The organism is Streptococcus oralis (assembly GCF_004127215.1).
Taxonomy (GTDB): domain Bacteria; phylum Bacillota; class Bacilli; order Lactobacillales; family Streptococcaceae; genus Streptococcus; species Streptococcus oralis_BD.
The window spans coordinates 21,768-34,377 of sequence record NZ_QEWJ01000015.1; the positions used below are offsets into that span (position 1 = coordinate 21,768).

The window sequence follows — 12,610 nt, forward strand, 5'->3', positions numbered from 1 at the left end:
TCTTTCCTTAGAATAGTACTATTATAGCATATTTCCTTACGTTCCACAATTAAGTCCGTCTATTTATTTGGATTTTCTATTGTTCTGTCGCTCCATTTGCTATTCTATCTTCGATATATTGGCTTGGTTCATTTTTCAAAAGAGTCTCTAAGCCAATATTCTTTAGATATTCTACTTGCGCCGCCTTTTTGACATCTAAAATTTGAAAATCATAAGTCGTCGTAGTTTCCATCTCTGTCTCGCTGATTAGCTGAGTTTCAACCGTAAAACCTTCTAACTTACGTGCTTCTTGGAGACTTTCATCTTTCTCCTCGGCTTCCGCGAAGGCTTTCTTTGTAGCTTCAAGACCGTGATCAGCGATAAAGGATTTCAACTCCTCACTTAAGGGCCGTGTCTGCCGGATAACCAATTTTAGAAATTGCTTCCCTCTATAAGTAATTGTTTGAGTTTGCTTAACGCCCCCTTCTGACTCAGGGAGAAGTAAGGTCTTGGTTACAACCGTGTTCTTCTCGGCATTATCTAGAACTGGCAGGGTAGACTGGAGTTCTTCTGACGACGTTGTTGAAGCAGCAGTTGTTCCCTTCTTTTGACCACAACCAACAAGTAAAAAAAGGAGGGCAAACGCACTGATTACTATTTTTTTCATATTTCCTCACATGATTTTTAGATAAAAATGAACAAGGCTAGGAGATACCCCAGCCTTGATGTTTATAGAGCTGCACGCAAACGTGCCTCTGCATTTTCTACATTACGGACAGAGCGTGGTAAGAAAGCACGGATATCATCCTCTTTATAGCCGACTTGCAGGCGCTTCTCATCCACAAGAATCGGGCTTTTTAGAATCCGCGGTGTTTCCATGATTAAGTTGAGCACTTCATTGACACTCAAATCTTCGATGTCAACTCCCAAAGCTTTCGCATAGCGGTTTTTTGATGACACAATACTAGCAATTCCATTTTCTGTCTTTGTCAGAATATCAAGTAATTCTTCTCTCGTAATTCCTTCTTTGCCAAGATTTTGTTCTTTATAACTTAACTGGTGGGCATTGAGCCAGGTCTTTGCTTTTTTACAGCTGGTACAACTGGAGACTGTATAAATTTTAATCATGTACCTACCCCTTTCGCTACATGTTACTATCAGTTTAGTCTATTATACCATAAAAAACATCCGACTTGCGACCTATTTTTAAAAAAATTTAACTTTTTTCGCGATTTTCGTACTTTTTCCTTGACAAAATCAATTTATAGCCAACTTTTAAATTTTTTGATATACATTCGTTTCACTACTGTAACACTGATCATATAGAGAACGATTATCAAGAGCAAAAAAAGGAAATAAATTGGTTTCAAAGGGATTAAACGAAGGATGCCGGCGATTGAAGAGTAGGGAAGGAAAGTCACAAAACTGGCTGCTAGCAAGGTTGTCCCAAGAACAAACCATGACGGACGACTTTGTAAGAAAGGAAGTTTTGCTGAACGAAGCATATGGATGACCATGGTTTGGGACCACATAGATTCAATGAACCAACCTGTCTGGAACAAAATGATAAAACTAGTTGCCGACTCTGCTCCATGAACATAGGCTTGACCTGTCGCCATTGGAACAATGACAAAATAGAGCAAGATAAAAGTCAAAATATCAAAGGCAGAAGAAATTGGCCCCATCCAAATCATAAAACGAGTAATGGACTGAGCTTCCCATTTATGAGGATGCTTCAAAAAGTCTTCATCCACATTATCAAATGGCAAGGCGATACAAGAAAGGTCGTAAACTAGGTTTAACACAATCAAGTGAATGGGGGCCATGGGAAGGAAAGGCAAAAAGATACCAGACACCAGTAGGGACAGAATGTTTCCGAAATTAGAGCTGACTGTCATCTTGATATATTTGGTCATGTTGGCATAGACTTTGCGCCCTTCAACCAGACCTTTTTCAAGCACCATCAAATCTTTATCTAGCAAAATGACATCAGCGGTTTCTTTGGCAATATCTACTGCTGTGTCAACAGAAATCCCCACATCTGCTACTTTCATAGAAGGGGCATCATTGATCCCATCCCCCATATAGCCGACACAATGTCCGTTGGATTTGATTTGTAAGATGATTCGTGCTTTTTGATCAGGAGAGAGTTTGGCAAAGACGGTTACCTTCTCGACTGCTTGGGCCAACTCTTTGTCCGACATAGCATCAATATCAGAACCCAACAAGATTTGATCAACATCTAAACCAACTTTTTCACATACTGCTTGGGTTACCTTCTCATTATCCCCCGTCAGAATCTTGGTTTGAACACCGTGCTCTAACAAAGCTTGAATAGCAGGTGCTGCTGATGGTTTTGGTGGGTCTAAGAAGGCAAGATATCCTGTTAGAATCATCTCTTTTTCATCTTCAACAGAGTAAGCAAAACCTTCTTTGAGGCCTGTTTTATAGGCAACTCCCAAGACTCGCAAGCCCTGTTGATTGAGTTGGTCTACTTCTTTTAAAATTTCCACTCGGATATCATCCGTCAGAGGGCTAATCTGATCTTGATATTCCACCTGGGTTGAAATCGCAAGCATTTCCTCTAAGGCACCCTTGGTTACCAAACTAACAACTTCGTTTTCATCCTTGACGATGACACTCATCCGTCTGCGTTCAAAGTCAAATGGAAGTTCATCGATTTTTTGGAAGCTAGTATCCAAATTTTGTAGAATAGCGTGTTCTTTAGCTTCTTTTTCAGTTCTACTGATAATGGCACGGTCCATCAAGTTTTTCAATCCCGTTTGAAAATAGGAATTGAGGTAGGCTCGTCTCAACACAGACAAATCCAAATCTCCATGTATATCCAATGGATATTCAAGGACAATTTCGTCTTGGGTAAGGGTTCCTGTTTTATCCGTACACAGGATATCAATAGCACCTAAATCTTGAATGGCATTGAGCTTTTTAATAACGACTTTTTCCTTTGCCATGATAATGGAGCCTTTAGCTAGACTGGCCGTGATAATCATGGGAAGCATCTCAGGTGTGAGCCCGACGCCCACACTCAAGGCAAATACGCCAGCTTCTAACCAATCTCCATCTGTCAAACCGTTGGAAAGAAATACGATGGGGACCATAACTAACATCAAACGAATTAAGAGCCAGGAGATGCTGTTCATCTCCCGCTCAAAAGAGGTCGGCTCATCATAGGTATTGAGGGTCTGCTCGATTTCTCCCATCATAGTGTCATCACCGACCGCTAGAATCAAAGCCTTGGCACTTCCTGATATCACGTTAGTTCCCATGAAAGCAAGCGCTTCTGCTTCTAGCAGACTATCAAAATTTGACTGATTCATTTTTGACAAGGCTAGTTTTTCAACTGAATCACTTTCGCCTGTTAAGCCTGACTGTTGGACAAAGAAATCGCGCGATTCAATCAAAAGGAGGTCTGCTGGAATCATATCCCCTGCACTCAACTTGACCATATCTCCAACAACCAAATCTTCAATCGCGACCTCTAAACTCTGGCCTTCACGAATAACCGTAGCTGTATTCACAATCATTTTTGAAAGGTTGGTCGCAGCTTTGTCGCTCCGTAATTCTTGAACAAAGCGTATGCCACCAGATATTAAAACGAGAACGACGATGATGATAGAGGTTGTCGGATCCTCTTGTCCAGGTTTCGCCAACCAGACATTGGTCACCATGGAAATCATTGCAATGACCAGCAGGATGATGGTAAATGGATTGATAATAGATTCGTAAATCTTTTTGAGGATACTGTCTTCTTGACCCTTGGTGATGGTGTTTTCACCATATAGGTCACGATTTTTCTCAACCTGCTCCTCAGTCAAGCCTGTTAGACTTGTCTTGTAAAAAGATAGAGTTTCTTTTAGAGGTGTGTGAATAGCTGTTGCTAATCTTTCTTTTGTAGTTTTCATTGGTTTCTCCTATCTGTATGAATGATGTGTTTCATACACAGAGACCAATCGCTTTATAAGGGCAGAGCGACACAAATCAGCGATTGGCTGTGTATGTGCGGTTCTGGGTGATCGTCAATTTGCATCGTCTGTCTCCTTTCCCTGTTCTAAAACAGTAGAAAATCCTGCCATAAAATGGCAGGATTAAAAAACTAATTATCTGTTTTTTCGTTCAAGCTTTAACTCCATAGGGCAATGAAATGAGCTTAGTCTTGGCCTTCGCGACCAGGACTGTTGACCAACGAGTAGTGTCTCCACTGCTTTGCGGTAGTCATCCGTATCCCTATGGTAGCCTCACCTACCGTTTTCGTCTATCAGTATAAACCTTTAAAATATAAAAGTCAATGATTTATCTCATTTTTTAGATAACAATCAATTCTTTTGGAGCAAGTGTCAATAACTCACAACCGTTATCTGTAATCAGGATATCATCTTCAATACGAACCCCGTATTTACCTTCAATATAGATACCCGGTTCATCAGTCAAGACCATACCAGATTTAATGACTTCTTTGGAAGTTTGGCTAAAGTAGGGTTCCTCATGGATATCAAGTCCGATACCGTGCCCGATACCATGGGTAAAGTAGTCGCCATAGCCTGCTTCTACGATAATATCACGAGGAATTTTGTCAAAGTCGCGGAAACCTAGCCCCGCCTTAGCCTGGTCAATCAGGGCTTGATTGCTGCGCAGGACAATATCATAAATCTCCCGCTCTTCATCTGTCACCTGCCCCACATGAACAGTCCGCGTCATATCGCTGACATAGTGGTTGTAGTAGCAACCAAAGTCCATGGTCAGGGTTTCACCCTTTTGGATGACCTTGTCACTAGCCACGCCATGTGGCATAGCAGAGCGGTAACCCGAAGCGATGATAAAGTCAAAGGAAGCTCCTGAAGCACCTAGCTGGCGCATACGGGCATCTAAAAAGTTCATGACAGCCTGCTCTGTCGTCTGACCAGGCTTAATAAAGTCCAGCACGTCTAGGAAGGCTTGGTCAGAAATCTGGCAAGCCTTGCGAATAGTCGCGATTTCTTGCTCATCCTTGATCATGCGCAGATTTTCGATAAAGCCTGTCATCGGAACCAACTCATGACCAGCAAACACACTTTCCAGCATCTTGAAGTAAGCATAGGAAATTTCATCGTCAAAACCGATTTTTTGGAGATTATCGTCCGCTATAATTTTAGCAATCTCACCAACTGCATCACGCGTTTCAACAATATCAAATCCTTGAACTACGCCCTTGGCAATCAAGGTATAACGAGAATCCGTCAGAAAAATCCGACGCGACTTGCTGATAAAAACTGTCGCTTCTGTTCCACTGAAACCAGTCAGATAGTAAATATTCTTCAGATTAGTTACTAAGACAGCATCACACTCTGTCTGTTTTAAAGCTACTTCAAATTTTTCAACTCTTGATAACATGAGAGAACCTCCGTAAATGATTTAATTTATTATAGCAAAAAAATATCGAAAATAATACAATCTATATAGTTAGGATTAGATAAAATTGACTTTTGAAAGCGCTTAATGTATAATTTTTGTTAACCAAGAAAGAATGAGGTAACGATATGAATAAAACTGAATTACTGTTACAAAGACTAGATGAGATTGGTCAGTCTCTAAAAGATTCGAAACAAGCACTAGCTTTGCTGGCACTTGGTTCTTGCGGAACAGAAAGAGAACGATTGGATCAGTACTCAGATTTAGACTTCTTTGTTATTGTAAAAGATGGCTACAAGCAGACCTATATCCAAGACCTAACCTGGTTAAGTAAGCTCGAACCAATTGCGTTTCACTACCAAAATACAGTGGACGGACATAAAGTTCTATTTGAAGATGATGTTTTTTGTGAATTTGCTGTCTTTGAAGCTCATGAACTAGTAAACATTCCCTTCTCTGAAGGCAAGATTATCTGGAAGGAGATCGGTTTTGATGAAACAATCTGTCAGCCACAAAGACTGCCATCAAAAGAAAACAGAGACCGTGAATGGCTGTTGGGAGAAATTTCATGTAATCTATATTTAGGGCTAGGTCGCTATCAGCGAGGCGAAAAATTAGCTGCTTATGATTTGATCCAAAACAGATCCGTCAAGCTTTGGACTGAACTAATCAGTTTGGAAACAACTTCTAAATCTAATTTTATAGATATCTTTAATACCAACAGACGATTTGAAGAAGGTTATCCAAAGGAAGCCAAGCAATTGCCTCACTTTTTGCAAGGTTACGAACGCATTTCTGAGTCTGCTCAAGCACTCCTAGAATATCTGGATAAATACTATTCTCTTAACCCATTTATAAAAGAAAAAATTCGTAATTTATTATAAAAAAGACTCTGCCTAAAAAAGCAGAGCCTTTTAAATCTTATTTTAACTTTCCTTTTAGATACTGGCCAGTATAGCTAGCAGAGTTTGTAGCAACTTCCTCTGGTGTACCAGTAGCAATAATCGTACCACCACCGACACCACCCTCAGGTCCCAAGTCGATGATATGGTCTGCAGTCTTGATAACATCTAGATTGTGCTCAATGACAAGTACTGTATTGCCATCGTCTACAAAGCGAGCCAAGACCTTGAGCAAGCGAGCGATATCCTCCGTATGAAGTCCTGTCGTCGGCTCATCCAGAATATAGAATGACTTACCTGTTGAGCGTTTGTGGAGTTCACTAGCCAACTTCATACGCTGGGCTTCTCCCCCTGACAGGGTCGTAGCTGGTTGTCCTAGCGTTACATAGCCCAACCCCACATCCTTGATGGTCTGGAGTTTGCGTTGAATCTTAGGAATGTGTTGGAAGAATTCCACTGCATCGTTAACGGTCATGTCCAAGACTTGCGAGATATTCTTTTCCTTATAGTGAACTTCTAGGGTTTCACTGTTGTAGCGGGTTCCGTGGCAGACTTCACAAGCCACGTATACATCTGGCAAGAAGTGCATCTCAATCTTGATAATCCCGTCACCTGAGCAGGCTTCACAGCGACCACCCTTGACGTTGAAACTAAAACGGCCCTTTTTATAGCCTCGAATCTTAGCTTCATTTGTCTGGGCAAAGAGGTCACGGATGTCATCAAAGACACCTGTATAGGTAGCCGGATTGGACCTCGGTGTTCGTCCGATTGGGCTCTGGTCAATATCAATCAGACGATCCACATGCTCAATCCCTGTAATCGTTTTAAACTTACCAGGTTTGTCTGAATTGCGGTTAAGTTTTTGAGCGATTGCTTTTTTGAGGATGCTGTTGATTAAGGTCGATTTCCCTGAACCTGACACCCCCGTCACTGCGATGAATTTCCCTAGTGGGAAGCGAGCAGTGATATTTTGCAAATTGTTCTCACGCGCTCCTGTCACCTCGATAAAGCGGCCATTTCCTACACGGCGCTCAGCCGGTACTGGAATGGCGCGTTTGCCTGACAAGTACTGACCTGTGATGGACTTGCTGTTGCGAGACACCTGCTTGGGTGTCCCTGCAGCGACGATTTCTCCACCAAAGACACCGGCACCGGGACCAACGTCAATCAGATAATCCGCCTCGCGCATGGTATCTTCGTCGTGTTCCACCACGATGAGAGTATTGCCCAAGTCACGCATCTTTTTCAGACTGGCAATGAGACGGTCATTGTCCCTTTGGTGAAGACCAATCGATGGTTCGTCCAAAATATAGAGGACTCCTGAGAGGTTGGAACCAATCTGGGTAGCCAAGCGAATACGCTGACTCTCCCCACCCGAAAGGGTTCCTGCTGAACGAGATAGGGTCAGATAGTTGAGACCCACGTTATTAAGGAAAGTCAAACGATCCTTGATTTCCTTGAGAATGGGACGGGCGATGATGGCTTCATTTTCAGACAAGGTCAGCTGACTCACCAACTCCAAATGGTCTGCGATAGACAGGTCTGAGATTTCACCGATATGTGGCCCTTTCTCGCCACCCACACGGACAGACAAGGCCTGGTCATTGAGACGGTAGCCATGGCAAGTTCCGCAGGTCAACTCATTCATGTAGAGACGCATCTGGGTGCGCGTGTAGTCACTGTTAGTCTCATGGTAACGACGTTTGATATTATTGACAACTCCCTCAAAAGGAATGTCAATATCCCGTACACCGCCAAATTCATTTTCATAGTGGAAATGAAATTCTTTGCCATCCGAGCCGTAGAGAATCAAGTTCTTATCTTCTTCTGACAAGTCCTCAAAGGGCTTATCCATATCCACTCCAAAGGCTGTCATGGCTTGTTCTAGCATGTTAGGATAGTAGTTAGATGAGATAGGATTCCAAGGCGCAAGTGCACCTTCACGAAGTGTCTTGCTGGTATCTGGCACCACTAAGTCGATATCCACCTCCAACTTGATGCCCAAACCATCACACTCGCTACATGATCCAAAAGGCGCATTGAAGGAGAAGAGACGAGGCTCTAACTCTGGTACGGTAAAACCACAAACTGGACAGGCATAGTGCTCAGAGAAGAGCAACTCAGAATCGTCCATGGTGTCGATAATCACATAGCCTTCTGCGATACGAAGGGCAGCCTCGATTGAGTCGAAGAGACGGCTACGAATGCCCTCCTTGATGACGATACGGTCGACCACAACATCGATATTATGTTGCTTGCTCTTAGACAACTCTGGCACTTCGGTTACATCATAGACCTCCCCGTCCACACGGACACGAACATAGCCATCTTTCTGAATCTTTTCAATGACACTCTTGTGTTGACCTTTTTTCTTGCGGATGACAGGGGCCAAAATCTGCAAACGTTGGCGTTCTGGCAATTCTAAGACCTTATCAACGATTTGCTCAACAGAAGAAGCCTTGATAGCCCCGTGTCCATTGATACAGTAAGGTGTCCCCACACGTGCGTAGAGGAGGCGCAGATAGTCATTGATCTCAGTCGTAGTTCCCACCGTCGAGCGAGGGTTTTTGCTAGTCGTTTTTTGGTCGATGGAAATAGCTGGGCTGAGACCGTCAATGGCATCTACATCTGGTTTTTCCATGTTACCCAAGAACTGACGAGCGTAGGCTGACAAGCTCTCTACATAACGACGCTGCCCCTCCGCATAAAGGGTATCAAAAGCTAGACTGGATTTCCCAGAACCTGATAAGCCCGTTACGACGACCAGCTTGTCTCGCGGAATCTCCACATCAATATTTTTTAGGTTATGGGCACGCGCCCCATGAATCACAATTTTATCTTGCATCTTTGTTCTTTCTAGTCCATTATTGCTTTCCATTATACCAAAAAATGTGAAATTCTATTACCCAAAAATCTGTTTTTATAGTATAATAGTACGGTGCAAAAAACCAAACACTGAATAGTAGGAAAGGATAGGGTATATGAAACAAGTTTTTCTCTCTACAACAACTGAATTTAAAGAGATCGACACGCTTGAACCGGGTACTTGGATCAACCTCGTCAATCCTACACAAAATGAATCACTGGAAATCGCCAACGCCTTTGATATTGACATTGCCGACCTCCGAGCACCGCTCGATGCGGAAGAAATGTCCCGTATCACCATTGAAGATGAGTATACTTTGATCATCGTGGACGTTCCTATCACAGAGGAAAGAAACAATCGTACCTACTACGTAACGATTCCGCTAGGGATTATCATCACAGAGGAAACCATTATCACTACTTGCTTGGAATCCCTCCCTGTTCTCGATGTCTTTATCAACCGTAGACTGCGCAACTTCTACACCTTTATGCGTTCACGTTTTATCTTCCAGATTCTCTACCGCAACGCTGAACTTTACCTGACAGCCCTCCGTTCGATTGACCGTAAGAGTGACCAGATCGAAAGTCAACTTCACAAATCTACTCGAAACGAAGAGTTGATCGAACTCATGGAATTGGAAAAGACCATCGTCTATTTCAAGGCCTCGCTTAAGACAAATGAGCGCGTGATTAAGAAATTGACCAGCGCAACCAGCAATATCAAAAAATACTTAGAGGACGAAGACCTACTTGAGGACACCCTGATTGAAACCCAACAGGCCATTGAGATGGCAGATATTTATGGAAACGTCCTTCACTCTATGACAGAGACCTTTGCCTCCATCATTTCTAACAACCAGAACAACATCATGAAGACCCTGGCTCTCGTGACCATCGTCATGTCTATCCCAACCATGATTTTCTCAGCCTACGGAATGAACTTTAAAGATAATGAAATCCCTCTAAACGGTGAGCCTCACGCCTTCTGGTTAATCGTCTTTATCGCCTTTGCTATGAGTGTTTCACTCACTCTCTATCTCATCCATAAAAAATGGTTCTAAGAGGAATCCCTATGTCTCAGATCGATCTACAAAAACTAACTAAGAAAAACAAACATTTTATTCATGTTGCCACGCAACAGTTTCTTAAAGATGGCAAAACAGATGCTGAAATTGATGCTATTTTCAACGAAATTATCCCAGAGATTCTTAAAGAACAATCAAAGGGAGTGCCTGCTCGTACCCTTTACGGGGCACCAACTCAATGGGCTCATAATTTCACTTTGAAGGAACAATATGAAAAGGAACACCCAAAAGAAAATGATGATCCAAAACTCATGATTATGGACTCAGCCCTTTTTATCACCAGTCTCTTTGCTTTGGTTAGCGCTCTGACTACGTTCTTCTCTACAGATCAGGCCATTGGCTATGGTTTAATTACCCTCTTGTTGGTTGGACTTGTTGGAGGAGTGGCCTTCTACTTGATGTACTACTTTGTCTACCAGTACTATGGACCAGACACAGATCGTAGCCAGCGCCCTCCATTCTGGAAATCCATCCTCGTCATCCTAGCTGCTATGGTTCTCTGGTTGGCTGTCTTCTTCGCAACAAGCTTCCTACCAGCAGCTCTCAATCCAATCCTTGCTCCACTGCCTTTGGCGGTCCTAGGAGCAGCCCTTCTCGCCCTTCGCTTCTATCTCAAGAAACGTTTCAATATCCGAAGCGCAAGTGCAGGCCCATCACGTTATTAAGAAATAGATAAGCAACTGCACCAGCGGTTGCTTTTTTCTTGCTTTCTTGATATCCAATAGAACTTCTGCCCCTAATCCCTATAGTTTTCTCTCACCTTTTATGATAAAATAGGCACAATCAATTTCTAGGAGGATGAGATATGGTTTCTACTATTGGTATCGTGAGCTTGTCTAGTGGCATTATCGGTGAAGACTTTGTCAAACACGAAGTGGAGCTGGGTGTCCAACGTCTCAAGGACCTGGGAATCAATCCTATCTTTTTGCCTCATTCGCAAAAAGGCTTAGACTTTATCAAGGACCATCCTGAGGCGCGTGCAGAGGATTTGATGCAGGCTTTTTCGGACGATAGCATCGACATGATCCTCTGTGCCATCGGTGGAGACGATACCTATCGCTTGCTACCTTACCTTTTTGACAATGACCAACTCAAAAAGGTTATCAAACAAAAGATTTTTCTTGGCTTCTCGGATACAACCATCAATCATCTCATGTTGCACAAACTAGGGGTCAAAACTTTTTATGGGCAATCCTTTCTAGCAGACATTTGTGAATTAGACAAGGAGATGTTGCCCTATAGCCTTCACTACTTTAAAGAATTGATTGAGACTGGAAGAATTTCAGAAATCCGCCCTAGCAATGTTTGGTTCGAGGAACGAACTGACTTTAGTCCCAATGCTCTAGGAACAGCTCGGGTCAGTCATGTAAATACAGGTTTTGACTTGTTACAAGGAAATGCTCAGTTTGAGGGGGAAATCCTCGGTGGTTGCCTTGAGTCTCTCTACGATATCTTTGACAATTCTCGATATGCAGACAGCACAGTTCTCTGCCAAGAGTACAAACTCTTCCCTGACTTACCCGACTGGGAAGGAAAGATTCTCTTACTAGAAACAAGCGAAGAAAAGCCTGAACCGGAAGACTTCAAAAGAATGTTGCAGGCTTTGAAAGAAACTGGGGTATTTGAGGTCATCAGTGGGCTTTTGGTCGGGAAACCTATGGATGAAACCTTCTATGACGACTATAAGGAGGCGCTAATAGACATCATTGATAGCAATATCCCGATTGTCTATAATCTAAACGTTGGGCATGCCACACCAAGAGCCATAGTGCCCTTTGGCGTCCATGCTTATGTGGATGCAAAAGAGCAAGTCATTCGCTTTGACTATAACAAAAAATAAACAATTTCTCCATTTTTGTGCTTTGGTATTGATTTTCGTTACAATTTGTGTCTGAATTTATTGCATTTTGCTTATTTCTATGATATCCTTTTGAAGGAGGTGTATATGACTAAACAAAAAATAAATCAAATTGTCGGTTCAATCGGGGCTTTTATCGGGATTATTGTATTTATCGCCTACATCCCACAAATTTTTGCCAATTTACAAGGCAACAAAGCTCAACCATTCCAGCCTTTATCCGCAGCAGTATCTTGTTTAATTTGGGTTATTTACGGATGGACAAAAGAGCCTAAGAAGGATTGGATACTAATTATTCCAAACTCAGCTGGCGTTGTCTTAGGTGGACTGACATTTCTTACTGCACTATAAAAATTACTAGCATATAATCAAAAAGCTGAGAGGAATTTTGTACTGACCCCAAAAAGTTAGACAATTAATTTATCCGAAGGATTTAGTTCTGTATTGCACAGGACTGAGTCCTTTTAGTTTTATCTTAATTCGTTTATTGTTGTAGTAATCAATGTAGTCCACAA

At 42.4% G+C, this 12,610-nt stretch carries 11 protein-coding genes and 1 riboswitch; of the genes, 5 read left to right on the forward strand and 6 right to left on the reverse strand.

The window, feature by feature from the left end; all coding sequences use genetic code 11:
• Nucleotides 1-76: 76 nt before the first annotated feature.
• The 4 genes from DF216_RS09610 to DF216_RS09630 all read right to left on the reverse strand — a co-directional run bounded on the left by DF216_RS09610 (nt 77) and on the right by DF216_RS09630 (nt 5,367).
• Nucleotides 77-646: an SP0191 family lipoprotein gene (locus tag DF216_RS09610; RefSeq protein WP_061453943.1), complete on the reverse strand. Its 570-nt coding sequence runs from the start codon at nt 644-646 to the stop codon at nt 77-79.
• 62 nt (nt 647-708) lie between these two features.
• Nucleotides 709-1,107 carry a transcriptional regulator Spx gene (gene spx, locus DF216_RS09615; protein ID WP_061418394.1) on the reverse strand — a complete coding sequence of 133 codons (399 nt, stop codon included), beginning with the start codon at nt 1,105-1,107 and terminating at the stop codon, nt 709-711.
• Between the two features lie 134 nt (nt 1,108-1,241).
• Complete coding sequence (gene mgtA, locus DF216_RS09625; protein WP_125827338.1) at nt 1,242-3,902, reverse strand: magnesium-translocating P-type ATPase; 2,661 nt, start codon at nt 3,900-3,902, stop codon at nt 1,242-1,244.
• A 195-nt stretch (nt 3,903-4,097) separates the two neighbouring features.
• Nucleotides 4,098-4,249, reverse strand: a riboswitch (M-box (ykoK) riboswitch).
• Nucleotides 4,250-4,302: 53 nt separating this feature from the next.
• Nucleotides 4,303-5,367, reverse strand: a complete 1,065-nt coding sequence (locus tag DF216_RS09630) for a M24 family metallopeptidase (protein ID WP_125827339.1) — start codon at nt 5,365-5,367, stop codon at nt 4,303-4,305.
• 146 nt (nt 5,368-5,513) lie between these two features.
• On the opposite strand from DF216_RS09630, the gene DF216_RS09635 reads away from it, so the two are divergent.
• Nucleotides 5,514-6,269, forward strand: coding sequence for a hypothetical protein (locus tag DF216_RS09635; protein WP_001043928.1), 756 nt, complete (start codon nt 5,514-5,516; stop codon nt 6,267-6,269).
• A gap of 37 nt (nt 6,270-6,306) precedes the next feature.
• On the opposite strand, the gene uvrA is transcribed toward DF216_RS09635, so the two are convergent.
• Nucleotides 6,307-9,132, reverse strand: a complete 2,826-nt coding sequence (gene uvrA / locus DF216_RS09640; protein ID WP_129326712.1) for an excinuclease ABC subunit UvrA — start codon at nt 9,130-9,132, stop codon at nt 6,307-6,309.
• A gap of 136 nt (nt 9,133-9,268) precedes the next feature.
• Here uvrA and DF216_RS09645 point away from each other — a divergent pair, with 136 nt between their 5' ends.
• From DF216_RS09645 to DF216_RS09660, 4 genes are all read left to right on the forward strand, one after another.
• Entirely contained in the window at nt 9,269-10,213 is a 945-nt protein-coding gene (locus tag DF216_RS09645; RefSeq protein WP_129326713.1) for a magnesium transporter CorA family protein, read from the forward strand.
• 11 nt (nt 10,214-10,224) lie between these two features.
• Complete coding sequence (locus DF216_RS09650) at nt 10,225-10,902, forward strand: DUF1129 domain-containing protein (protein WP_129326714.1); 678 nt, start codon at nt 10,225-10,227, stop codon at nt 10,900-10,902.
• Between the two features lie 140 nt (nt 10,903-11,042).
• Nucleotides 11,043-12,077, forward strand: coding sequence for a S66 family peptidase (locus DF216_RS09655; RefSeq protein ID WP_129326715.1), 1,035 nt, complete (start codon nt 11,043-11,045; stop codon nt 12,075-12,077).
• A 105-nt stretch (nt 12,078-12,182) separates the two neighbouring features.
• A complete protein-coding gene (locus tag DF216_RS09660; RefSeq protein ID WP_000166112.1) occupies nt 12,183-12,446 on the forward strand; it encodes a SemiSWEET family transporter in 264 nt (87 codons plus the stop codon).
• Nucleotides 12,447-12,515: 69 nt separating this feature from the next.
• On the opposite strand, the gene DF216_RS09665 is transcribed toward DF216_RS09660, so the two are convergent.
• The coding region (locus DF216_RS09665) for an IS3 family transposase (protein ID WP_164979035.1) at nt 12,516-12,610 on the reverse strand (95 nt) is incomplete at its 5' end.